Here is a 21,860-nt window from a genome sequence, read left to right on the forward strand (position 1 = left end):
TCGGGGACCGGCCCGCCGGACCGTTGTGCGGCTCCGGCGGGAGGGCTATCGTCACCTGGGGGCCGTGACCATTTCGTGATATTCATGCTCGACGACCGCGTGCCGAGGGCGCCACGTCCGGCGGCGCGATCCGGCCGGACGGCGAACGAGGTCCGTCCCCAGCCCGAGCGGTCGTCGTCGAGGAGGAGCCGATGCGTGCAGCCGTCGAGGTCCGACCGGCAGACCGGGACGACCTGGCCGCCGTCGCGAGACTCGCCGCGGAGGCCGTCGAGGAGTCGCCGACGGCCGTCCAGGCCGCCCAGGCCGAACCCGCGCGCCTGATCGAGCACCTCAGCGTGCTGATGGGCTCCGGGGGCTGCGTGCTGGTGGCCGTGCACGAGGGCGAGGCCTGCGGCTTCCTCGTGGTGCGCGTGATCGAGCCGCAGCTCTTCGCCCGGACGGCGAGCGCGTACGTGGACGCCGTCTACGTGACGCCCCGCACCCGGCGCCGGGGGGTCGGGCACGCGCTGCTGGCCGCCGCCGCCGCCATCGCCGCCGAGCGCGGCGCGGAGCAGGTCTACTGCGCCCCCGCCCCCGGCGCGCGCGGCATGCAGCGCTTCCTCGCGCGACTCGGCTTCGCCCCGGCCGCCGGCCACCGGGTCGTCGCGACGACGGGTCTGCAGCGCCGGCTCGCCCAGGAGGGGCCGCAGTCGTCCCGCGGCACGCGCATGAGCCGCCGGGAGGCCACGCGCGCGGCGATCGAGGACCTCGTCGCGCGGCGCCGAAGGGCTCGGGACGCCGGCCTGCCGACCGGCCCGGTCGACCTGCGCGACTTCCAGGAGCAGCGCGAGGCGATGCTCTCGGCCGGGTCCGAGCACGGCGGTGACCGCCAGGGCGGCGAGGGAACGCTCGCCGGCGGGGCGTCGCTCGACGGCGCCACCCGGAGCGAGTCCGTCGGGTCCTGACAGCCGCCGCCGTGGGGGGCGCGGCCGCCCGCCCGCCCGCGTTCGTCAGTCGCCGAGGATCATGCACGTGAGCCGAGCGGTGCAGACCCGCCGGCCGGCGTCGTCGGTGACGACGATCTCGTAGGCCGCGGTCGAGCGGCCGCGGTGGAGGGCCCGCGCCTCGCCGTGCACGGAGCCGGACCGCACCCCCCGATGGTGCGTGGCGTTGACCTCGAGCCCGACGGCCGCGCGCGTCGGCCCGGCGTGCTGCTGCGCGGCGACCGACCCGAGCGTCTCGGCCAGCGTCACCGACGCCCCGCCGTGCAGGAGTCCCGCCGGCTGCGTGTTCCCCGCCACCGGCATGCTCCCCGTGGTGCGCTCCGGGTCGACGTGCGTGAGCTCGATGCCGAGCCGCTCGATCAGGGTGCCGCGGGCGGCGGACCGCCACTCGTCGGTCGTGGTGGGGAACGCCGGGCGTGCGCCGTCGTCGGCGTCCTCCCGGCTGGCAGGTGCGGTCCGGGCGGTGCCGGTCGTGCGGGTCGGGGCGGTCGCAGGCGTGTCGGTCACGCACGCTAGGTTGGCACCCGTGACGACCTCTGCGCGACCCGGCCCCGGACAGACCCCCCGCCCCCGGCTGCTGCTGATCGACGGACATTCGATGGCGTACCGCGCGTTCTTCGCGCTCCCGGACACGCTCGTGACGTCCAGCGGCCAGGTGACCAACGCCGTCTACGGCTTCACCTCGATGCTGACCAACCTGCTCCGCGACGAGCAGCCCACCCACGTGGCCGTGGCCTTCGACGCGGGGCGCGTCACGTTCCGCACCGAGCAGTATCCCGAGTACAAGGGGAACCGGGACGCGACGCCGGAGGTCTTCCGCGGCCAGGTGCCATTGATCAAGGAGGTCCTCGAGGCCCTGCGCGTCCCGTTCCTGCAGCGTGACGGCATCGAGGCCGACGACATCCTCGCGACGCTCGCCGGTCAGGCCGCCGAGGCCGGGATGGAGGTGCTCGTGTGCTCGGGCGACCGCGACGCCCTGCAGCTCGTCACGGACGACGTGACGCTCCTCTACCCCAAGCGCGGGGTGTCCGAGCTGGCGCGCATGACGCCCGCCGCCGTCGTCGAGAAGTACGGGGTGCCGCCCGAGCGCTATCCCGACCTGGCCGCCCTGGTCGGCGAGTCGAGCGACAACCTGCCCGGGGTGGCGGGGGTCGGTCCCAAGACCGCCGCGAAGTGGGTGACCACGTACGGCGGGCTCGAGGCCCTGCTCGAGCACGTCGACGAGCTCAAGGGCAAGGCGGCGCAGAACCTCCGCGAGTCGGTCGACCAGGTGCGGCTCAACCGGCAGCTCAACGCCCTCCTGGGCGACGTCGAGCTGCCGCTCGCGCTCGGCGACCTGGAGCTCGCCGGGTTCGACCGGGAGGCCGTCCACCGCGTCTCCGACACGCTGCAGTTCGGCACGCTGCGCGACCGGCTGCTCGCCGCCGACCCTGCGGCGGAGGCGGCGGCCCCGGCCGCGACGGGAGGCGTCGAGGTGGCGCTCGCCGACCTCGCGCCGGGCGCGCTCGGCGCGTGGCTGTCTGCGCGCGCCGGGGCGCGGCTCGGCCTCGACGTCACCGGAACCGCGACGCCGGGAGCGTCCGACGCGTGGGAGGTGGCCCTGGCGGAGGGCGCCGCTGCCGCACCGGGCGGCTCGGGCGGCGCCGTGGTGGTCGACCTCGCCGACGTCACGCCCGACGACGAGCGGGCGCTCGCCGCCTGGCTCGCGGACGCGGACGCGCCCAAGGCGGTGCACGGGGCGAAGACGGCCTGGCACATGCTGGCGGGCCGCGACCTGGAGCTGGCCGGGGTGGTGTTCGACACCGAGCTGGCGGCCTATCTCTGCTACCCGGACCAGCGCGGCTACGACCTGGCAGACCTCGTCGTCCGCCAGCTCGGGCGCGAGCTGACGGTCGGGGAGCCGGCGGGCGCGCAGGGCGCCCTCGACCTGGCGCTCGGCGACGACGACCCGGCCGAGGACCCCAGGGCCCGCCAGGCGGCGGTGCGGGCGGGCGCCGTGGCCGACCTCGCCGAGGCCCTCACCGGGCAGCTCGGCGACCGGGGGGCCGCGGGGCTGCTCACGGACCTCGAGCTGCCGCTCGCGGCGGTGCTCGCACGCATGGAGGCCACCGGGATCGCCGCCGACGTCGACTACCTCACGGAGCTCGAGCAGCAGTTCGCGTCGGCCGTCGCGGACGCGGCGGCGGAGGCCTACGACGTCATCGGCCGGCAGGTGAACCTGGGCAGCCCGAAGCAGCTGCAGGAGGTGCTGTTCGACCAGCTCGCGATGCCCAAGACCAAGAAGATCAAGACCGGGTACACCACGGACGCCGCGTCGCTGCAGGACCTGTACGTCAAGACGGGCCACCCGTTCCTCGAGCACCTGCTGGCGCACCGGGACGCCAGCCGCCTGCGCTCGACCGTCGAGGGGCTGCTCAAGTCCGTGTCGCCGGACGGGCGGATCCACACGACGTTCCAGCAGACGATCGCGGCAACGGGTCGCCTGAGCTCCACCGACCCGAACCTGCAGAACATCCCCATCCGCACCGAGGAGGGCCGCCGGATCCGCCGCGCGTTCCGCGTGGGCGAGGGGTACGAGACCCTGCTGACCGCCGACTACAGCCAGATCGAGATGCGCATCATGGCGCACCTGTCGGGCGACGAGGGACTCATCGCGGCGTTCCGGTCCGGCGAGGACCTGCACCGCTACGTGGGCTCGCGCGTCTTCGACGTGGCGCCCGCGGACGTCACGCCCGAGATGCGCTCGAAGATCAAGGCGATGTCCTACGGGCTGGCCTACGGCCTCAGCGCGTTCGGGCTGTCGCAGCAGCTGACCATCCCCACGAGCGAGGCGCAGTCGCTCATGGACGACTACTTCACCCGCTTCGGCGGCGTGCGCGACTACCTGACGGGCGTGGTCGAGGAGGCGCGCGCGACCGGGTACACGGCGACGATCCTCGGCCGCCGCCGCTACCTGCCCGACCTGGTGAGCGACAACCGGCAGCGCCGGCAGATGGCGGAGCGCATGGCGCTCAACGCGCCGATCCAGGGCAGCGCCGCGGACATCATCAAGGTCGCGATGCTGGGGGTGCAGCGCGAGCTCGACAGCCGGGGTCTCGCGTCGCGGCTGCTGCTCCAGGTGCACGACGAGCTCGTCGTCGAGGTCGCGCCGGGCGAGCGGGACGCCGCCGAGGACGTGCTGCGCAGCGAGATGGGGTCCGCGGTCGAGCTGGACGTCCCGCTCGACGTCTCCGTGGGCGCCGGCGCCACGTGGCACGACGCGGGTCACTGACGCACCGGCGGGGCGTCAGTCCCTGGTGGTGACGAACACGGCCGTGCCCGGCAGGTAGGCGCCGCGCTCGGGCCCCCAGCCGCCCCACACCTGGTCGTTCCACTCCGGCCACTCGGGCTCGACGACGTCGCGCACCCGCAGCCCGGCGGCGACCACGTCGCGCACGTGGTCGCCGAGGGTGCGGTGGTACTCGGCGTAGGCGACCCGGCCCTCGCCGTCGGTCTCGACGTACGGCCTCCGGTCGAAGTAGGAGAACTGCGCCGTGAGGCCGCGCGACGTGGGGTCGTCGGGGAACGCCCAGCGCACCGGGTGCGTCACGGAGAACACCCATCGGCCGCCCGGCCGGAGCACCCGGGCCGCCTCGGCGTGCACCCGTGCCGCGTCGGGGACGAAGGGGATCGCCCCGAACGAGGTGAAGACGACGTCGAAGGAGTCGTCGGCGAAGGGCAGCGCCCGCGCGTCCGCCTGGGCCGCCGGGACGCGCACCCCCGTCTCCCGGTCGAGCCGCGCGGCGTGGGCGAGCATCCCCGCCGACACGTCCGTCGCGACGACGTGCGCGCCCCGCGCGGCCAGCCACCGCGAGCAGTGCGCCGCGCCGGCCCCGACCTCGAGCACCCGGGCACCGGCGACGTCGCCGAGGAGGTGGGCGTCGTGCTCCTGCAGGCCCTCGGGACCCCAGCGGAACCCGGCATCGCCCAGGAAGGACCGGTGCTCGTCCAGGTACTCGGCGGCGTGGGAGTCCCACCACCCGCGTGCCGCGTCGCCGCCCTCGGCGTCCGGCACGTCGCGGTATCCGGCGTGGTTGATCGGGTGGGGGTCGTTCACCGGCACATCGTGGCACGACGGCCGGGCCGCCGCCGACGGGCCGGGCGCCCCCTGGCGAGGTCGCCGGCGGGCGTCGCCCGAGATCAGGCGCGGAGCCTTCCTCGGGGGCGCGTTGACCCCCCGACGGTGCATCGATAAGATGGCTCGCGGTGCAGTGCGCCCGGCGAGCCCTCAGGCCGCTGCCGCACCCCGCATCGCGACCCTGTCCGCACTACGTCCTGTCCGCATCGGAGCATCCACTCAATGACCATCTCCACCACGAAGTCCGCCCCGCAGGTTGCCGTCAACGACATCGGCACCGAGGAGGACTTCCTTGCCGCCGTCGACGCCACCATCAAGTACTTCAACGATGGTGACATCGTCGAAGGCACGATCGTCAAGGTCGACCGCGACGAGGTCCTCCTCGACATCGGCTACAAGACCGAGGGCGTGATCCCCTCCCGCGAGCTGTCGATCAAGCACGACGTCGACCCCGGCGAGGTCGTCGCCGTCGGCGACGCCGTCGAGGCGCTCGTCCTCCAGAAGGAGGACAAGGAGGGTCGTCTGATCCTGTCCAAGAAGCGCGCCCAGTACGAGCGCGCCTGGGGCACGATCGAGAAGATCAAGGAGGAGGACGGCGTCGTCACCGGCACCGTCATCGAGGTCGTCAAGGGCGGCCTCATCCTCGACATCGGTCTGCGCGGCTTCCTCCCCGCCTCCCTCGTGGAGATGCGTCGCGTCCGCGACCTCGCGCCGTACGTCGGCAAGGAGATCGAGGCCAAGATCATCGAGCTCGACAAGAACCGCAACAACGTGGTCCTGTCGCGCCGTGCCTGGCTCGAGCAGACGCAGTCCGAGGTCCGCTCCACCTTCCTGCAGACGCTGCAGAAGGGCCAGGTGCGCCCGGGTGTCGTGTCCTCGATCGTCAACTTCGGTGCGTTCGTGGACCTCGGCGGCGTCGACGGTCTGGTGCACGTCTCGGAGCTGTCCTGGAAGCACATCGACCACCCGTCCGAGGTCGTCGAGGTGGGCCAGGAGGTCACCGTCGAGGTGCTCGACGTCGACTTCGACCGCGAGCGTGTCTCCCTGTCGCTGAAGGCGACGCAGGAGGACCCGTGGCAGGCCTTCGCCCGCACGCACGCCATCGGTCAGGTCGTGCCCGGCAAGGTCACCAAGCTCGTCCCGTTCGGTGCGTTCGTGCGCGTCGAGGACGGCATCGAGGGCCTCGTGCACATCTCGGAGCTGGCCGTGCGCCACGTCGAGCTGCCCGAGCAGGTCGTCAGCGTCGGCGCCGAGGTGTTCGTCAAGGTCATCGACATCGACCTCGAGCGTCGCCGCATCTCGCTGTCGCTCAAGCAGGCGAACGAGGGCGTGGACCCGGAGTCCGAGGACTTCGACCCCGCGCTCTACGGCATGGCTGCCGAGTACGACGAGAACGGCGAGTACAAGTACCCCGAGGGCTTCGACCCGGAGACCAACGAGTGGCTCGAGGGCTTCGAGACGCAGCGGGAGGCCTGGGAGGCGGAGTACGCCAAGGCGCACGCCCGCTGGGAGTCGCACCGTGAGCAGGTGCGTGCGGCCATCGCGGCCGACGCCGACGCCGCGGTGAACGACGCCGTCCCGAGCGGGAGCAGCAGCTCCTCGTCCTCGTCGCCGTCGTCCTCCTCGTCGTCGTCCTACTCGTCGGCCCCGGCCCAGGAGGCCGCCGGCACGCTGGCGTCCGACGAGGCGCTCGCCGCGCTGCGCGAGAAGCTCACCGGCAACTGATCCGGCCAGGGTCGCCGCGCGCGGCCCGACGGACCCTCGACGGCCCGTCACCCCTCCCGGGGTGGCGGGCCGTCGTCGCGCCCGGACGAGGCCGCGACGGGGCCTCAGCGTGCCGGCGGGACGGCCGCGTCCGCGAACTGGGTGGCGTACAGGTCGGCGTACAGGCCGCCTGCGGCGAGCAGCTCGGCGTGGACGCCCTGCTCGACGACGCGGCCGGAGTCGAGCACGACGATCGCGTCGGCGGCGCGCACCGTCGAGAGTCGGTGGGCGATGACCAGGGACGTCCGCCCGGCGAGGGCCTGGTCGAGGGCCGCCTGGACCGCCGCCTCGGACTCCGAGTCGAGGTGCGCCGTGGCCTCGTCGAGGACGACCACGTCGGGAGCCTTGAGCAGCAGACGGGCGATGGCGAGCCGCTGCCGCTCGCCCCCGGAGAGCCGGTAGCCGCGGTCGCCGACGACCGTCTGGACGCCCTCGGGGAGCCGGGACACGAGGTCCCAGACCCGGGCCTGGCGCAACGCCTGCTCCAGGTCGTCGTCGGTGGCGTCGGGGCGGGCGAGGCGCAGGTTGGCGGCCACCGTGTCGTGGAAGAGGTGTGCCTCCTGGGAGACGACCCCGACGGTGCCGCGCAGCGAGGCGGCGGTGACGTCGCGCAGGTCGGCGCCGGCGATCCGCACGGCGCCCGCGGTCGGGTCGTACATCCGCGCGACGAGCTGCGAGACGGTCGTCTTCCCCGCGCCCGACGGGCCGACGAGGGCGACCATCGACCCGGCGGGCACGACGAGCGAGACGTCGTGCAGGGTGTCGGTGGCCGGGTCGGCGCGCAGCGCGGCGACCGCCTCGAGCGAGGCGAGGGAGACCTCGTCCGCCCGCGGGTACCGGAACGTGACCCGGTCGAGCTCGACCGACGCGCCGCGGGCCGCCACGGCGGCCCGCAGGTCCGCGGCGCCGGGCTTCTCGGCGACGGTGGGCTCGAGGTCGAGCACCTCGAGCACGCGTTCGAAGCTGACGAGGGCGGTCATCACGTCGACCTGGACGTTCGACATCGACGACAGCGGCCCGTACAGGCGGCCGAGGTAGGCGGTGAGGGCGACCACGGTCCCGACGGTGAGCTCGCCGGAGATCGCCTGCAGCCCGCCGAGACCGTAGACCAGCGCGATTGCGACCGAGGCGAGGGTGGTGAGCCCGACCCGGAACCACGTGCCGAGGAGGGCGGTGCGCACGCCGAGGTCGCGCAGGCGCCGCACCTGGTCGGCGTACCGGGCGGACTCGAGCTCGGGATCCCCGAAGATCTTCACCAGGTGCGCGCCGGCGACGTTGAAGCGCTCGTTCATCAGCTGGCTGGCGTCGGCGTTGAGCTCGTAGCCGGTGCGGGCCAGCGTGGCCAGTCGCCGTCCGAACCAGCGCGCGGGCAGCACGAAGGCCGGCAGGAGCAGCAGCGCGACCGCCGTGAGGCGCCACGACATGGCGAGCATGGCCGCCAGGGTGAACGTGATGGTCAGACCGTTGGACACGACGGTCTGCAGGGTCGACGTGAACGCCTGCTGGGCGCCGAGCACGTCACCGCCCAGCCGCTGGACCAGGGCACCCGTGCGGGCGCGGGCGAAGAAGGCCAGCGGCATCCGCTGGACGTGGTCGAAGACGGCCGTGCGCAGGTCGAGGATGAGTCCCTCGCCGACCCGCGCGGAGAGCCATCGCTCACCGACCGCCAGCCCGGCGCCGAGGAGCGCGAGCCCCGCCGCGGCCCCGGCCAGGGCGAGGACCAGGCCGCGGTCGCCGTTCGCGATCCCGTCGTCGATGAGTCGCCGGAAGAGCAGCGGCGTGACGGCGCCGGCCGCGGCGCTGAGCACGAGCAGACCCACGAAGGCCGTGAGCAGGCCGCGGTAGGGGCGGGCGAAGCCGAGGATCCGGCGCAGCGTGGAGCGCGCCAGCCGATGGTCGGTGACCGAGGAGTCGTTGAGGAACGAGCGCATCGCGGGTCCGCCGGCCATGCCACCTCCTGGTCCGCACACGGGCACGCACCACGGCCCGCCCCGGGCCCGGCCACCGGGCCGTGCTCATGGCGGGAAGCCTACGCCGGGGGCAGGATGGTCCCCATGCTCCGCATCGGCCTCACGGGCGGCATCGCCGCCGGCAAGTCCGTCGTCGCGCGCCGCCTCGCCGAGCTCGGCGCCGACGTCATCGACCACGACGCGCTCGCGCGGGAGGTGGTCGCACCCGGCACGGTCGGGCTGGAGGAGGTCGTCGCCGCCTTCGGCGACGGCGTGCTCGCCGGCGACGGCTCGCTCGACCGCCCGGCCCTCGGCAGGCTGGTGTTCGACGACGACGGCGCCCGGGCGCGCCTGGAGGGCATCCTGCACCCCGAGATCCGCCGGATCGCTGCGGAACGGGAGGCGCTCGCCGGGGCGTCGGACGACCGTGCCGTCGTCGTGCACGACATCCCGCTGCTGGTCGAGACCGGGCAGGCGGAGCACTTCCACCTGCTCGTCGTGGTGCACGCCCCGGCCCCGCAGCGGGTGGCCCGGCTCGTCGAGGGGCGCGGGCTGGAGGAGCAGGCCGCGCTCGCGCGGGTCGCCGCCCAGGCCTCGGACGAGGAGCGGGCGGCGGTGGCGGACGTGACGCTGGACGGCACGGGCACGGAGGAGGGCCTCCGCGCCCAGGTCGACGAGCTCTGGGCGCGGCTCGTCCGCGAGCTCGACGAGGAGTCCGACGCCGCGACCACGCGGGCCTGACGTGCCGGCGGGCGCCCGTCTCCCTGGGTGGGCGGCGCGGCGCCGACCAGCGGGGCTCGTGCAGCGGACGAGCTGCCGGGGTGCCTGTCGGGGGCGCGCCGTACGGTGGTGACATGCGACCCGTGACCGATCTGCAGCGTGCGGTGGCGCCCTTCGAGGTGGTCTCCGACTTCCAGCCCTCGGGCGACCAGCCGAGCGCCATCGCGGACCTGACCGCGCGCGTCCAGGCGGGGGAGAAGGATGTCGTCCTGCTCGGTGCGACGGGCACCGGGAAGAGCGCGACGACCGCGTGGCTCGTGGAGAAGCTGCAGCGCCCCACGCTCGTCATGGCGCCGAACAAGACGCTGGCCGCGCAGCTGGCCACCGAGTTCCGCGAGCTGCTGCCGAACAACGCGGTCGAGTACTTCGTCTCGTACTACGACTATTACCAGCCCGAGGCGTACATCGCGCAGACGGACACCTACATCGAGAAGGACTCGTCGATCAACGACGAGGTCGAACGGCTGCGCCACTCCGCCACGTCGTCCCTGCTGACGCGGCGCGACGTCGTCGTGGTCGCCTCCGTGTCGTGCATCTACGGCCTGGGCACCCCGCAGGAGTACGTGGACCGGATGGTGCGCCTCGACGTGGGCGACGTGGTCGACCGCGACGACATGCTGCGCCGCTTCGTGCAGATGCAGTACTCGCGCAACGACACGGCGTTCACGCGCGGCACCTTCCGGGTGCGGGGCGACACGGTGGAGATCATCCCGGTGTACGAGGAGCTCGCCGTCCGCATCGAGATGTTCGGCGACGAGATCGAGTCGATCCAGACCCTGCACCCCCTCACGGGGGAGGTGATCCGGTCCGAGCAGAGCGTCTACCTGTTCCCGGCCACCCACTACGTCGCCGGTCCGGAGCGCATGGAGCGCGCGATCACCGGGATCGAGGCGGAGCTCGCCGACCGGCTGGCCGAGCTGGAGCGGCAGAACAAGCTCCTCGAGGCGCAGCGGCTGCGCATGCGCACCACCTACGACATCGAGATGATGCGCCAGATCGGCACGTGCAGCGGCATCGAGAACTACTCGCGGCACATCGACGGCCGCGAGCAGGGGTCGCCGCCGAACACGCTCCTCGACTACTTCCCCGAGGACTTCCTGCTCGTCATCGACGAGTCTCACCAGACCGTGCCGCAGATCGGGGCGATGTTCGAGGGCGACATGTCGCGCAAGCGCGCGCTGGTGGAGCACGGCTTCCGCCTGCCGAGCGCGATGGACAACCGCCCGCTGCGCTGGGAGGAGTTCGTCGAGCGCATCGGCCAGACCGTCTACCTCTCCGCGACGCCGGGGGACTACGAGCTGTCGATGTCCGACGGCGTGGTCGAGCAGGTCATCCGCCCCACGGGCCTGGTGGACCCCCAGGTGCTCGTCAAGCCCACCACGGGCCAGATCGACGACCTGCTGCACGAGATCCGCGAGCGGGTGGAGCGGGACGAGCGCGTGCTCGTCACGACGCTCACCAAGAAGATGGCCGAGGACCTCACCGACTACTTCCTCGAGAAGGACGTCCGGGTCCGCTACCTGCACTCGGAGGTCGACACGCTGCGCCGGGTCGAGCTGCTGCGCGAGCTGCGCCTGGGGGAGTACGACGTCCTGGTCGGCATCAACCTGCTGCGCGAGGGCCTCGACCTGCCCGAGGTGTCGCTCGTGGCGATCCTCGACGCCGACAAGGAGGGCTTCCTGCGCTCGGGGCGGTCGCTCATCCAGACCATCGGTCGTGCCGCGCGCAACGTCACCGGGCAGGTGCACATGTACGCGGACAAGGTGACGCCCGCGATGGAGCTCGCCATCGACGAGACCAACCGGCGCCGCGAGAAGCAGGTCGCGTACAACGCCGAGCGCGGGATCGACCCGCAGCCGCTGCGCAAGAAGATCGCGGACGTCACCGACATGCTCGCCCGCGAGGACGTCGACACCCAGGAGCTGTTGGCGGGCGGCTACCGCAAGGCGCCCGCGTCGTCCCAGGGGAGGGGCAGGGCGCCGGTGCCCGGCGGGCCCAAGGAGGGCGCCGTCACGGGCAACCGTCTCGCGGGCGTCGCCGCGGGGGAGCTGGCGGAGCTGATCCAGGAGCTCAGCGACCAGATGCACGCCGCCGCGGCCGAGCTCCAGTTCGAGGTGGCGGCGCGGCTGCGCGACGAGATCAGCGGGCTGAAGAAGGAGCTGCGCCAGATGCAGGCCGCCACCTCGTGACCGGGGTGCGCCGTCTCCGGCGTCCGTCCACGACGCGGACGCGGCGGTCGTCGTCGGCGGGGGCGTGCCGTATGCTTGCGGCTCGTTGAGGGGGAGTACTCCGCAAGCGGTGAGGTCGTCAACCCGACAGGCACGGATGCCGGTCCGGCCCCACTGGCCCGCGCGCAGCGCGCGGGTGGAGAAGACCTTCGGTGCACACGCTACGTACCGGAGGTTTCTGCATGGATGTCGCCCCCTGGGTCTGGATCGTCACCGTCGCCATCATCCTGGCGATGCTCGCCGTCGACTACGTCGGCCACGTCCGCACCCCGCACACGCCGACCCTCAAGGAGTCGGCCCTCTGGTCGGCGGCCTACGTGGCCGTCGCCGTCGTCTTCGGCGTGATCGTGTGGATCGTCTGGGGCGGGACGTACGGCGGTGAGTACTTCGCCGGCTACATCACCGAGAAGTCGCTCAGCGTCGACAATCTCTTCGTCTTCGTCCTCATCATGACGAGCTTCCGGGTGCCCCGGGAGCACCAGCAGCGCGTGCTGCTGATCGGGATCACCATCGCGCTCGTGCTGCGGACGGTGTTCATCGTCGCGGGGGCCGCGATCATCGCGAACTTCGCCTGGGTCTTCTACCTCTTCGGCGCCTTCCTGATCTGGACCGCGATCGCGCAGGCCCGCTCGGGCACCGGCCACGACGAGGAGTGGAACGAGAACGGCGTCCTGCGCCTGACGCGTCGCCTGTTCCCCACGACCGACACCTACGTCGGCAGCAAGATGACCACGAAGATCGACGGCAGGCGCTACATCACGCCGATGCTCATCGTGATGGTCGCCATCGGCAGCGCCGACCTTCTGTTCGCCGTGGACTCGATCCCCGCGATCTTCGGGCTGACCCAGGAGACCTACCTGGTGTTCGCGGCCAACGCGTTCTCGCTCCTGGGCCTGCGCCAGCTCTACTTCCTCGTCGACGGGCTGCTGGACCGGCTGGTCTTCCTGAACTACGGGCTGGCGGCCATCCTCGGGTTCATCGGCATCAAGCTGGTGATCCACGCGCTGCACACGAACGAGCTGCCGTTCATCAACGGCGGCCAGCACGTCGAGGCGATCCCGGAGATCTCCACCGCGGTCTCCCTGACCTTCATCATCGTGGTGCTCGCCATCACCACGGTCGCGTCGCTGGCGCGCGACCGCCACGACCGCCGTGCGAAGATCGCCGTCGGCGAGTCCAGCAAGACCGAGTAGTCCAGCAAGGCTGAGTCCCGAGAGGCAGATGCATGATCCACGAGCTCCCCTACGTGTTCGAGGTGGTGGCGCTGATCGTCCTGATCGCGCTGCTCGCCGCCGACCTCCTGATCGTCGGGCGGCGACCGCACGTGCCGAGCATGAAGGAGAGCGGCATCTGGGTCGCCTTCTACGTGGGCCTCGCGATCGTGTTCGGGCTGATCGTGCTCGCGGTGGGCGGCGTCCAGCCGGCAGGGGAGTTCTACGCGGGGTGGCTCACCGAGTACTCCCTGAGCATCGACAACCTGTTCGTCTTCGTCATCATCATGTCGAGGTTCGCGGTGCCCCGGGAGCACCAGCAGAAGGTGCTGATGGTCGGCATCATCATCGCGCTGGTCCTGCGCGCCGCGTTCATCCTCGCGGGTGCCGCGATCCTCGAGCAGTTCGTCTGGGTGTTCTACCTCTTCGGCGCGTTCCTCATCTACACCGCGATCAAGCTGGTGGCCGGTGAGGACGAGGACGAGTTCAAGGAGAACGTCGCGATCCGCCTCCTGCGGCGCGTGCTTCCGCTGAGCAAGGACTACGACGGTGCCAAGGTGCGCACGGTGGTCGACGGCAAGAAGCTGTTCACCCCGATGGTCGTGGTCTTCGTCGCGATCGGGTCGACCGACCTGCTGTTCGCACTGGACTCGATCCCCGCGATCTTCGGGCTGACGAAGGACCCGTTCATCGTCTTCACGGCGAACCTGTTCGCGCTCATGGGCCTGCGCCAGCTCTACTTCCTGCTCGGCGGCCTGCTGGAACGGCTCGTGTACCTGCCGATCGCGCTGGCCGTCATCCTCGGGTTCATCGGCGTGAAGCTCATCCTCGAGGCCCTGCACACGAACACGCTGCCGTTCATCAACGGCGGCGAGCACGTGGAGTGGGCGCCCCAGATCCCGATCTGGCTGTCCCTGGCGGTCATCCTCGGGTCGATCGCGATCGCGACCGTCGCGAGCCTGCTCAAGACGCGGCACACCGCCGCCCTCGAGGCGGCGCAGGACGAGCCGTCGCGGACCGCCTGAGCGTCCCGTCCCCGCGAGCGACGCGCCCCCGGCCGACCACGGCCGGGGGTGCGCTGCGTGGGGGACCCGCAGGGACGAGGCGGTCAGCGGGCCGAGGTCAGCGGGCCGAGGTCAGCGCGCGAAGCCGCCGATCACCGGCACCCACTCCCGGGCGGAGCGCTCGGCCACGAGGCGGTCGCGCCGCATCGGGTCGTCGTCCAGCAGCCGGAGCGCGGCGGTCGTGTCGTCGGCCTCGACGACCAGCAGCGCGCCGCCCGGCTCGCCGCCGGGAGCGGGCGGGAGCGGTCCCGACACGTGCAGCGCGCCCTGGCCGTGCAGGTCGCGCAGGAACTCCCGGTGCTCCGGTCGCACAGCGGCCAGCCGCTCGGGGTCGGAGACGTAGACGTAGGTGATCGCGAAGACTGCCATGGGCGGCATCCAACCAGGCCTCGCCGCGACGGTCGTCCGCGGTCCGCGTCGTGACCTGGGCGGGCGCCGGCGCCCCGTCGAACGCCTGTACGAATGTCGGTGGGCGGTCGTAGGATGCTCCGGTGAGCAACCGCCTCGTCATCTCCGGCGCCCGCGAGCACAACCTGCGCAACGTGGAGCTCGACCTCCCTCGTGACCGACTCATCGTGTTCACGGGACTGTCGGGCTCCGGGAAGTCCTCCCTGGCATTCGACACGATCTTCGCCGAGGGGCAGCGACGCTACGTCGAGTCCCTGTCCGCCTACGCGCGCCAGTTCCTCGGGCAGATGGACAAGCCCGACGTCGACTTCATCGAGGGTCTGTCGCCCGCCGTGTCGATCGATCAGAAGTCGACCAACCGGAACCCGCGGTCGACCGTCGGCACCATCACGGAGGTCTACGACTACCTGCGCCTGCTCTTCGCACGCGCGGGCACGCAGCACTGCCCCGAGTGCGGGGAGCCCGTGCGCTCGCAGACGCCCCAGCAGATCGTCGACAAGCTGCTCGAGCTGCCGGAGGGCACGCGCTACCAGGTGCTCGCGCCGGTCGTGCGCGGCCGCAAGGGCGAGTACGCGGACCTCTTCAACGAGCTGCAGACCCAGGGCTTCGCCCGCGCCCGGGTGGACGGGGAGGTCGTCCAGCTCTCCAGCCCGCCCACGCTGGAGAAGAAGCTCAAGCACGACATCGAGGTGGTCGTCGACCGCCTCGTCTCGCGGGACGGTGTCCAGCGCAGGCTCACGGACTCCGTCGAGACGGCGCTCTCGCTCGCCGGTGGCCTCGTCCTCGTCGAGCTCGTGGACGCCGACATCGACGACCTGGGGCGCGTGCGGAAGTTCTCCGAGAAGCGCGCCTGCCCCAACGACCACCCCCTGGCGCTCGACGAGATCGAGCCGCGCACGTTCTCCTTCAACGCGCCCTACGGCGCGTGCCCGGAGTGCACCGGGATCGGGTTCCGGCTCGAGGTCGACCCGGAGCTCGTCGTCCCGGACGAGGAGAGGTCGCTGCGCGACGGCGCGATCGTCCCGTGGGCGCAGACGTCCTCGGAGTACTTCGAGCGGGTGCTCGCCGCCCTGGCGGAGGAGATGAGCTTCTCGATGGACGCGCCGTGGCGAGCGCTGCCGAAGCGCGCCCGCGAGGCCGTCCTGTACGGGCGCAACCACCAGGTGCACGTGAAGTACAAGAACCGGTGGGGCCGCGAGCGCCAGTACTCGACCGGGTTCGAGGGGGCGGTGACGTTCCTCGAGCGGCGGCACCGCGAGACCGAGTCGGACTGGTCGAAGGAGAAGTACGAGGCCTACATGCGGGAGGTCCCGTGCCCCGTCTGCTCGGGCGCGCGGCTCAAGCCCGAGGTGCTCGCCGTGACGGTCGGCGGCAAGTCGATCTGGGACGTGTGCAGCCTCCCCATCGACGAGGCGAAGCACTTCCTCGACGGACTCGAGCTCGGGGAGCGCGAGCGCGCGATCGCCACCGAGGTCCTCAAGGAGATCCACGCCCGGCTCGGCTTCCTCGTCGACGTGGGCCTGCACTACCTGTCGCTCGAGCGACCCGCCGGGACGCTCTCGGGTGGCGAGGCGCAACGGATCCGGCTCGCCACCCAGATCGGGTCGGGTCTCGTCGGGGTGCTCTACGTGCTCGACGAGCCGTCGATCGGGCTGCACCAGCGGGACAACCGGCGGCTCATCGACACGCTGACCCGACTGCGGGACCTCGGCAACACCCTGATCGTCGTCGAGCACGACGAGGACACCATCCGCGCGGCCGACTGGATCGTCGACGTCGGGCCCGGCGCGGGCGAGCACGGGGGTCGCGTCGTGCACTCGGGCGACTACGCCGGGCTGCTCGAGGCCGACGGGTCGATGACCGGCGCCTACCTGTCGGGGCGGCGCAGCATCCCGCTGCCGGCGTCGCGGCGGGGGACGGACCCGGGCCGCCAGCTGACGGTCGTCGGCGCGCGGGAGAACAACCTGCGCGACATCGACGTGAGCTTCCCGCTCGGCGTGCTCACGGCGGTGACCGGGGTCTCGGGGTCGGGCAAGTCGACCCTGGTGAACTCGATCCTGCACACCGTGCTCGCCAACGAGCTCAACGGCGCACGCCGGGTCGCGGGCCGGCACACCCGGGTGACGGGGGTCGACGAGCTGGACAAGGTGGTGCACGTCGATCAGGGCCCGATCGGCCGTACGCCGCGGTCGAACCCGGCCACGTACACCGGCGTCTGGGACCGCATCCGCAAGATCTTCGCGGAGACGGAGGAGGCGAAGGTCCGCGGCTACGGGCCGGGGCGCTTCTCGTTCAACGTCAAGGGCGGGCGCTGCGAGGCCTGCTCCGGCGACGGCACGCTGAAGATCGAGATGAACTTCCTGCCGGACGTCTACGTCCCGTGCGAGGTCTGCCACGGGGCGCGGTACAACCGCGAGACCCTCGAGGTGCACTTCAAGGGCAAGACGGTGGCCGACGTGCTCGACATGCCGATCGAGGAGGCGGCGGGGTTCTTCGCGGCGTTCCCCGCGATCTCGCGATACCTGAGCACCCTGGTCGACGTCGGGCTCGGGTACGTGCGACTGGGCCAGCCGGCGCCGACCCTCTCGGGCGGCGAGGCGCAGCGCGTGAAGCTCGCCAGCGAGCTGCAGAAGCGCTCGACGGGCCGGACCGTCTACGTGCTCGACGAGCCCACCACGGGCCTGCACTTCGAGGACATCCGGCGGCTGCTCGGCGTGCTGCAATCGCTCGTCGAGAAGGGCAACACGGTGCTCGTGATCGAGCACAACCTCGACGTCATCAAGAGCGCGGACTGGATCGTCGACATGGGCCCCGAGGGCGGGTCCGGCGGCGGCACGGTCGTCGCGCAGGGGACCCCCGAGGACGTCGCGGGCGTGGAGGCGAGCCACACGGGCCGCTTCCTGGGGGAGATCCTCGCCGCGCACCCGCCCGTGCCGGCGGGGGCGACACGCGCCCCCGCGGCCGCCGCGACGTCGGCCCCGTCCGGTGCGCGCACCCGGAGCGCGGCGGGTGAGAAGGGCGCGGGTGGCCGCACCGCGAAGCGGTCCGGCAAGCGCAGCGCAGCCTGAGGTCCTAGCGTGTGGCCATGGGTGCGCATCACAATTACGCCGTCACCGTCTCGTGGCCCGATCCGGACGTCGTGGGTGGCGGCCGGGCGGGGACGACGTCCTACCTGGCGTACCCCCGGGACCACCGCGTCGTGCTCCCGGGCAAGCCGCCGCTGCCGGGCAGCGCCGACCCCGCGTTCCGGGGCGACCCGACCCGTTACAACCCGGAGGAGCTCTTCGTCGCGAGCCTCTCGCAGTGCCACATGCTGTGGTTCCTGCACCTGGCCTCCGAACGCGGACTGGTGGTCCGCGCCTACACGGACGACGCCACGGGCACGATGCGGGTCGAGTCGCGCGGGGAGGGGCAGTTCACCGACGTCACGCTGCGCCCGCGGGTGACGGCGGACCCGGGGGACGCCGCCACGGACGAGACCGTCGGGGAGCTGCACCGACGTGCGCACGCGCTGTGCTTCATCTCGCGGTCGGTGAACTTCCCCGTGCTGGTGGAGCCCGCCCCCGTGCACCTGTCGGACCCGGTGGGCTGACGGGCGCCCGGGGGCGTCCGTCCGGCCCGATGCCCGGTCACGCCTCGTGCCGGGGCTCGTCTCGTCGTGACGTCGGGTCGCGGTTCGGTCACAGCCGGGTGAGTTGTGTTGACGCGCGAGCCCCCAGGTGAATACTTTTCCCTCAACCCTCCGCAGGATGGGAGGAAGTTTCATCGTGCACCGATGCGGCATCGGACGACGGCGCTCTCGAGGACGAGGACGCTGACGTCACCCGATCCGATGCCGTGGCTGTACCGGTCGACGAGGAGGTCGCGGGAGGGATCACCTGGCGCACGTAGGGGTGCGCCAGGCCATTGGGCGAAGTGCAGCGCCACGACACACGAAGGGCATCAAGACGATGACCAACAAGTTCACGTCCGAACCCAGCCAGCAGACCTCCGCGCTCAGCCGCAGGAGCGTCCTGCGCGCCGTCATGTACACGGCGGCCGCCGTCCCGCTCGGGCTGCCCCTGGCCGCCTGCGCCACCGGCGGCGGCAGCGACGAAGACCCGACCAGCGCGGCGCCCACCGGCGAGGCCGACGCGAACAACCCGTTCGGGATGGCGGAGAACACCGCCGTCGACGCGGTGATCTTCGACGGCGGCTACGGCGTCGACTACGTCGAGTTCGCGGGCACGGTCCTTGCCGGGCTCCACGCAGGGTCCTCGGTCAAGGTTTCCCCGTCCACGCAGATCGCCACCGAGCTGCAGCCCCGCTTCGTCGGCGGCAACCCGCCGGACCTGGTGGACAACTCCGGGGCGCAGTCGATGGGCTTCAACACGATCCTCGACCAGCTCGAGGACCTCACCGACGTGATCGACGCGCCCAACTACGAGGGCACCACGATCCGGGACACCCTCTACGAGGGCGTGCTCTCCCCGGGCACGTTCGGCGACAAGTTCGCCGCCGTCAACTACGTGCTCACGGTGTACGGCGTCTGGTACTCCGGGAGCCTGTTCGACCAGAACGGCTGGACCCCGCCGACCACCTGGGAAGAGGCGAAGGCGCTCGGCGCCGAGGCCAAGAAGGCGGGCAAGTACCTCTTCCTGTGGGGCACGGAGGCGGCGACGTACTACCAGACCCTCGCGATCGAGTCGGCCATCAAGGAGGGCGGCGACGAGGTCCGCCTCACGCTGGAGAACCTCGAGGCGGACTGCTGGTCTCACGAGGCCGTGCAGGCGACCTTCCAGATCATGAAGGAGATCGTCGACCTGGGGTACTTCAAGCCCGGCGGTTCGGGGACGCAGTTCACCGCCGCGCAGGCGCAGTGGAGCAACAAGATGGAGGCGCTGCTCTACCCGTCCGGCTCGTGGATCGAGAACGAGATGAAGGACCAGACGGCCGCCGACTTCCAGATGAAGGGCGTGCCGAGCTTCTCGGTGACGTCGGGCGCGTCCATGTCGCCCACGGCCCTCCACTCGACGGCGGGCGAGCCGTTCATCGTCCCGTCGGACGCCGCGAGCGTGGCGGGTGGCAAGGAGCTCCTGCGCGCGATGCTCTCGAAGGACGCCGCGACGAACTTCTCGAAGGAGAAGCTCGCCCCGACCATCGTCAAGGACATCGTCCCCGCGGACGGGTTCGGCTCGACGGCGCTGGTCTCGCAGACGGACATGCTCAGCGCGGCCGCCGGCGAGATCTACACGTTCAACTTCGTCAGCACCTACGGCATGAACCAGGAGCAGCTGCCGATCTGGAACTCGTTCCTCGACGGCAAGAAGTCGGTGGAGGACCTCACCGGAGAGCTCCAGGCGATCACCGACCGGATCCGCGAGGACGACACCATCGAGAAGATCGAGGTGTCATGACCGCCATCCCCGGCGGTGGATCTCGGATGCTGCCCTCGGCCGAGGGCGGCGCGCTTGCGGGGCCTGGTGACGGGCCCCGCAAGCGGCGGGTCGGCAGGCTGTCGTTCGACAGCGTCAGCTTCTTCGTCGTGTTCCTCGGCGTGCCGCTGGCGCTCTTCCTGATCTTCGTCATCTGGCCGTTCGTCCAGGCGGCCTTCTACGCGCTGACGGACTGGTCCGGCTTCACGGCCGAGTTCAACGTGATCGGCCTGGACAACTTCGCCGCCCTCCTCACGGATCCCCGGTTCATCAACGCCGTCGGCAACAGCGTGACCTTCGGGATCTTCATCCCCTTGATCACCATCGCCATCGCCCTGGTGTTCGCGATCCTCATCACGGTCGGCGGTTCGGGCAAGGGACAGATCCGCGGGGTGCGTGCCTCGGGGTTCTACCGCGTCGTCTCGCTCTTCCCGTACGTCATCCCGGGCATCGCCGTCGGCATCATGTGGCGCCTGATCCTCGACCCGAGCAACGGCCTGGTCAACGGCGTCCTGACAGCGATCGGGCTGGACCGGTTCGAGTCGTTCGCGTGGCTGGGCAACGTCGGCACCGCGATGCCGGTGACCATGTTCGTGGTCGTGTGGGGCTTCGTGGGCTTCTACATGCTCCTGTTCATCGCGGCGATCAAGGGCGTGCCCGCCGAGACCTACGAGGCAGCCCGGATCGACGGGGCCGGCCGGTTCCGGATGTCGTGGTCGATCACCCTCCCCCTCATCCGGGAGAACGTGCAGACCGCCTACATCTACATCGGGATCGCGGCCCTCGACCTGTTCGTCTACGTGCAGGCGCTCAACCCGCAGGGCGGCCCGGACAACAGCACGCTCGTGATGTCGCAGCAGCTGTTCCGGACGGCGTTCACGGAGGGCAAGTTCGGGTACGCCAGTGCCATGGGCGTCGCGATGGCGATCGTCACGCTGGTCTTCGCGGCCCTCGTGTTCACGGTGAACCGCCTCAGCGGCGGCAAGGACGAAGGAGGCCGGCAATGACCGCCGCGACGGGAATCGCGACCACGCCGCCGAAGGTCGTGGTGGGCGACCGGCGGGAACGGGGGGGCGGCGGCGACCGCGCCGTGGCCGGGGTGTCCCACACCGTCCTCGTGATCTGGTGCGTCCTCGTGATCGCACCGATGATCTGGGTGTTCATCGGCTCGTTCAAGACCAGTACCGAGATCTTCGCGTCACCGTTCTCGCTGCCCAGCGAGTGGAGCTGGACCAACTACGTCAGCGCATGGACCGACGCCGAGATCGGCCGGGCGTTCTTCAACACGATCGTCGTGGTCGGGACGTCACTGGTGCTGGTCATGCTCCTCGGGGCGATGTGCGCCTACGTCCTCGGGCGGTTCGAGTTCCCCGGCCGGCGCGCCATCTACTACCTGATGCTCGCCGGTCTGACCTTCCCGGTGTTCCTGGCGATCGTGCCGCTGTTCTTCGTCCTGGACAACATCGGCCTCCTGGGCACCCTGCCCGGGCTGATCGTCACGTACGTCGCGTTTGCGCTGCCGTTCACGGTGTTCTTCCTCTACGCGTTCTTCCGGGGGTTACCGGACGACATCGCCGAGGCGGCCGCGATCGACGGAGCGGGGCTGTGGCGCACGTTCTTCCAGGTGATGCTCCCGATGGCGAAGCCCGGCATGGCGTCGGTGGCGATCTTCAACTTCCTCGGCCTGTGGAACCAGTTCCTCCTGCCGGTCGCGCTGAACCCGAACTCGGACAACTGGGTGCTCTCGCAGCGCCTCGCGGCCTTCGTGTCGTCGGCGGGCTACGCCGTCGACTTCGGCGCGATGTTCGCGGCGGTCGTGATCACGATCGTCCCGGTGCTGGTCGCCTACGTGATCTTCCAGCGCCAGCTCCAGGGGTCGGTGACGGCGGGCACGATGAAGTAGGGGCGCGTACTGGCGACGCCGGCGCCCCGGGAGCTGCGG

At 71.5% G+C, this 21,860-nt stretch carries 16 protein-coding genes; 12 read left to right on the plus strand and 4 right to left on the minus strand.

Annotated features, from left to right (window positions below):
- The first annotated feature begins 191 nt into the window (after positions 1-191).
- Positions 192-944, plus strand: a complete 753-nt coding sequence (locus tag ABD254_RS16425; protein ID WP_344249675.1) for a GNAT family N-acetyltransferase — start codon at positions 192-194, stop codon at positions 942-944.
- Between the two features lie 45 nt (positions 945-989).
- Here the strand turns inward: ABD254_RS16425 and ABD254_RS16430 are convergent, their stop codons facing one another.
- The gene (locus ABD254_RS16430) at positions 990-1,346 is read right to left on the minus strand and encodes a hotdog fold thioesterase (protein ID WP_344250078.1); all 357 of its coding nucleotides are present in this window, start codon (positions 1,344-1,346) and stop codon (positions 990-992) included.
- A gap of 163 nt (positions 1,347-1,509) precedes the next feature.
- Between ABD254_RS16430 and polA the strand changes: the two genes are divergently transcribed.
- Positions 1,510-4,254 (plus strand): DNA polymerase I, encoded by a 2,745-nt coding sequence (gene polA / locus ABD254_RS16435; RefSeq protein WP_344249676.1) that lies wholly within the window; start codon positions 1,510-1,512, stop codon positions 4,252-4,254.
- A gap of 15 nt (positions 4,255-4,269) precedes the next feature.
- Here polA and ABD254_RS16440 read toward each other — a convergent pair whose 3' ends face one another.
- Positions 4,270-5,085: a class I SAM-dependent methyltransferase gene (locus ABD254_RS16440; protein WP_425553839.1), complete on the minus strand. Its 816-nt coding sequence runs from the start codon at positions 5,083-5,085 to the stop codon at positions 4,270-4,272.
- Between the two features lie 237 nt (positions 5,086-5,322).
- On the opposite strand from ABD254_RS16440, the gene rpsA reads away from it, so the two are divergent.
- A complete protein-coding gene (gene rpsA, locus ABD254_RS16445; RefSeq protein WP_344249680.1) occupies positions 5,323-6,825 on the plus strand; it encodes a 30S ribosomal protein S1 in 1,503 nt (500 codons plus the stop codon).
- Positions 6,826-6,929: 104 nt separating this feature from the next.
- Here the strand turns inward: rpsA and ABD254_RS16450 are convergent, their stop codons facing one another.
- On the minus strand, positions 6,930-8,813 hold the full coding sequence (locus tag ABD254_RS16450) for an ABC transporter ATP-binding protein (RefSeq protein WP_344249682.1): 1,884 nt from the start codon (positions 8,811-8,813) through the stop codon (positions 6,930-6,932).
- A gap of 105 nt (positions 8,814-8,918) precedes the next feature.
- Between ABD254_RS16450 and coaE the strand changes: the two genes are divergently transcribed.
- The 4 genes from coaE to ABD254_RS16470 all read left to right on the plus strand — a co-directional run bounded on the left by coaE (position 8,919) and on the right by ABD254_RS16470 (position 14,057).
- Positions 8,919-9,554 carry a dephospho-CoA kinase gene (coaE, locus tag ABD254_RS16455; RefSeq protein WP_344249684.1) on the plus strand — a complete coding sequence of 212 codons (636 nt, stop codon included), beginning with the start codon at positions 8,919-8,921 and terminating at the stop codon, positions 9,552-9,554.
- A 113-nt stretch (positions 9,555-9,667) separates the two neighbouring features.
- Entirely contained in the window at positions 9,668-11,782 is a 2,115-nt protein-coding gene (gene uvrB / locus ABD254_RS16460) for an excinuclease ABC subunit UvrB (RefSeq protein ID WP_344249686.1), read from the plus strand.
- A 221-nt stretch (positions 11,783-12,003) separates the two neighbouring features.
- Positions 12,004-13,014 (plus strand): TerC family protein, encoded by a 1,011-nt coding sequence (locus ABD254_RS16465; protein ID WP_344249687.1) that lies wholly within the window; start codon positions 12,004-12,006, stop codon positions 13,012-13,014.
- A gap of 32 nt (positions 13,015-13,046) precedes the next feature.
- Entirely contained in the window at positions 13,047-14,057 is a 1,011-nt protein-coding gene (locus ABD254_RS16470; RefSeq protein ID WP_344249688.1) for a TerC family protein, read from the plus strand.
- A 111-nt stretch (positions 14,058-14,168) separates the two neighbouring features.
- Here the strand turns inward: ABD254_RS16470 and ABD254_RS16475 are convergent, their stop codons facing one another.
- Positions 14,169-14,465, minus strand: coding sequence for a YciI family protein (locus ABD254_RS16475; RefSeq protein ID WP_344249689.1), 297 nt, complete (start codon positions 14,463-14,465; stop codon positions 14,169-14,171).
- A 122-nt stretch (positions 14,466-14,587) separates the two neighbouring features.
- Between ABD254_RS16475 and uvrA the strand changes: the two genes are divergently transcribed.
- The 5 genes from uvrA (at position 14,588) to ABD254_RS16500 (ending at position 21,821) form a co-directional block, all read left to right on the plus strand.
- Complete coding sequence (gene uvrA, locus ABD254_RS16480; protein WP_344249690.1) at positions 14,588-17,572, plus strand: excinuclease ABC subunit UvrA; 2,985 nt, start codon at positions 14,588-14,590, stop codon at positions 17,570-17,572.
- Positions 17,573-17,589: 17 nt separating this feature from the next.
- The gene (locus tag ABD254_RS16485) at positions 17,590-18,096 is read left to right on the plus strand and encodes an OsmC family protein (RefSeq protein WP_344249691.1); all 507 of its coding nucleotides are present in this window, start codon (positions 17,590-17,592) and stop codon (positions 18,094-18,096) included.
- A gap of 358 nt (positions 18,097-18,454) precedes the next feature.
- Positions 18,455-19,900, plus strand: coding sequence for an N-acetylglucosamine/diacetylchitobiose ABC transporter substrate-binding protein (gene ngcE / locus ABD254_RS16490; RefSeq protein WP_344249693.1), 1,446 nt, complete (start codon positions 18,455-18,457; stop codon positions 19,898-19,900).
- Entirely contained in the window at positions 19,897-20,925 is a 1,029-nt protein-coding gene (locus ABD254_RS16495) for a carbohydrate ABC transporter permease (RefSeq protein ID WP_344249694.1), read from the plus strand. Before ngcE ends, ABD254_RS16495 begins: the two co-directional genes overlap by 4 nt.
- Complete coding sequence (locus ABD254_RS16500; RefSeq protein WP_344249695.1) at positions 20,922-21,821, plus strand: carbohydrate ABC transporter permease; 900 nt, start codon at positions 20,922-20,924, stop codon at positions 21,819-21,821. The genes ABD254_RS16495 and ABD254_RS16500 overlap by 4 nt, the downstream gene beginning before the upstream one ends.
- Positions 21,822-21,860 lie beyond the last annotated feature (39 nt).

This window comes from Isoptericola hypogeus (genome assembly GCF_039531145.1).
Taxonomy (GTDB): Bacteria; Actinomycetota; Actinomycetes; order Actinomycetales; family Cellulomonadaceae; genus Isoptericola; species Isoptericola hypogeus.

Excerpts from the sequence above, each read along its gene's own strand:
- ABD254_RS16425 (WP_344249675.1), top strand. The coding sequence starts at position 192 with ATGCGTGCAGCCGTCGAGGTCCGACCGGCAGACCGGGACGACCTGGCC.
- rpsA (WP_344249680.1), top strand. The coding sequence starts at position 5,323 with ATGACCATCTCCACCACGAAGTCCGCCCCGCAGGTTGCCGTCAACGAC.
- ABD254_RS16450 (WP_344249682.1), bottom strand. The coding sequence starts at position 8,813 with ATGGCCGGCGGACCCGCGATGCGCTCGTTCCTCAACGACTCCTCGGTC.
- coaE (WP_344249684.1), top strand. The coding sequence starts at position 8,919 with ATGCTCCGCATCGGCCTCACGGGCGGCATCGCCGCCGGCAAGTCCGTC.
- uvrB (WP_344249686.1), top strand. The coding sequence starts at position 9,668 with ATGCGACCCGTGACCGATCTGCAGCGTGCGGTGGCGCCCTTCGAGGTG.
- ABD254_RS16465 (WP_344249687.1), top strand. The coding sequence starts at position 12,004 with ATGGATGTCGCCCCCTGGGTCTGGATCGTCACCGTCGCCATCATCCTG.
- ABD254_RS16470 (WP_344249688.1), top strand. The coding sequence starts at position 13,047 with ATGATCCACGAGCTCCCCTACGTGTTCGAGGTGGTGGCGCTGATCGTC.
- ABD254_RS16475 (WP_344249689.1), bottom strand. The coding sequence starts at position 14,465 with ATGGCAGTCTTCGCGATCACCTACGTCTACGTCTCCGACCCCGAGCGG.
- ABD254_RS16485 (WP_344249691.1), top strand. The coding sequence starts at position 17,590 with ATGGGTGCGCATCACAATTACGCCGTCACCGTCTCGTGGCCCGATCCG.
- ngcE (WP_344249693.1), top strand. The coding sequence starts at position 18,455 with ATGACCAACAAGTTCACGTCCGAACCCAGCCAGCAGACCTCCGCGCTC.
- ABD254_RS16495 (WP_344249694.1), top strand. The coding sequence starts at position 19,897 with ATGACCGCCATCCCCGGCGGTGGATCTCGGATGCTGCCCTCGGCCGAG.
- ABD254_RS16500 (WP_344249695.1), top strand. The coding sequence starts at position 20,922 with ATGACCGCCGCGACGGGAATCGCGACCACGCCGCCGAAGGTCGTGGTG.